Raw genomic sequence first — 1253 nt, forward strand, 5'->3', positions numbered from 1 at the left:
TGGAGTGCGCCCCTCGGAGCGGACAGCTTGACTAAGCAGAATTGACTTGGAAGCCGGGCTTTCGAAGGATGGAAGCCATGACTGCACATCGCGCGCACAGCATCGAGTTCAAACGTCAGGTAGTGCAAGAGTTCCTCTCCGGCGAGACGCTTCATGGTCTGGCCAGGCGGCACGAACTAGCGCGTAACCTGATCCGTATCTGGGTCCAGAAATACGAGGCCGGCGCCTTCGACGAGGATGTAGCGGCGGCCGAGACGATGCAGACCTATGAGGCTCGGATCGCCGCGCTGGAGCGGCTGGTAGGCCGGCAAGCCTTGGAAATCGAGTTTCTAAAGGGGGCTCTGAAAAGCGCACCACGTCCCAGAAGCGGGCCTACATCCGTGATCACCGGCCCCGCGGTGTCTCTATCGCTGAAGGATGCCGGCTGATGGGGATCGCGCGGTCAACCTACTACGATCAGCCCGAAACCGCCGTGGATGACACAGCGCTCGTCGAGACGATGGGTGAGATCTCCGACAGCTTCGAAGCCTACGGCTATCGCCGCATGCAGGCGGCGCTGCGGCAGAGCGGCATTGTCGTGAACCACAAGAAGATCAGACGATTGATGCGCGAGCATGATCTGCAGCCCAGGATCAGGCGACGCTTCATCGCCACCACGGACAGCAATCATGAATTGCCGATCTTCCCGAACCTGGCGAAGGACGTGACACTCGATGGCCCGAACCGGCTTTGGGTAAGCGACATAACCTACGTGGCGATTGCGGCAGGCTTCGTCTACGTCGCGGTCATCTTGGATGCCTGGTCCCGCAAGGTCGTTGGTTACGCCATCGGCCGGTCGATCGACGCGCGCTTGACCGTTGCAGCATTGAAGGCGGCAATCGAACGGCGAAAGCCGCCGCCGGGCTGCGTCCATCACTCGGATCGAGGGGCGCAATATGCCGCGCTCCTCTATCGCAATCTTCTCGCCGAGCACGATCTTATTGGATCGATGGGTCGGCGCGGCAATCCCTACGATAATGCCAAAGCGGAAAGCTTCATGAAGACGATGAAGGTCGAAGCCATCTATCCGATGGCCTATGAAACCTTCACCGACGTCGCTGAGGACCTTCCCCGCTTCATTGATGAGGTCTACAACACCCGCCGATTGCATTCAGCGCTCGGCTATCTCAGCCCGCAACAGTTCGAAGACCAACACGCCCGGAAGATGGTCAAAACTGCCGCTTGATCCTGTCCGCTCCGAGGGGCGCACTCCA

Annotated in this window: 2 protein-coding genes; both read left to right on the top strand. The window is 59.9% G+C overall.

Annotation, left to right across the window (positions count from 1 at the left end):
• The first annotated feature begins 77 nt into the window (after positions 1–77).
• Positions 78–428, top strand: coding sequence for a transposase (locus FJV80_RS34375; protein ID WP_095790661.1), 351 nt, complete (start codon positions 78–80; stop codon positions 426–428).
• Positions 407–1225: an IS3 family transposase gene (locus FJV80_RS34380; protein WP_244661964.1), complete on the top strand. Its 819-nt coding sequence runs from the start codon at positions 407–409 to the stop codon at positions 1223–1225. Before FJV80_RS34375 ends, FJV80_RS34380 begins: the two co-directional genes overlap by 22 nt.
• Positions 1226–1253: the final 28 nt, after the last annotated feature.

Source organism: Mesorhizobium sp. WSM4310 (assembly GCF_007003935.1).
GTDB lineage: Bacteria > Pseudomonadota > Alphaproteobacteria > Rhizobiales > Rhizobiaceae > Mesorhizobium.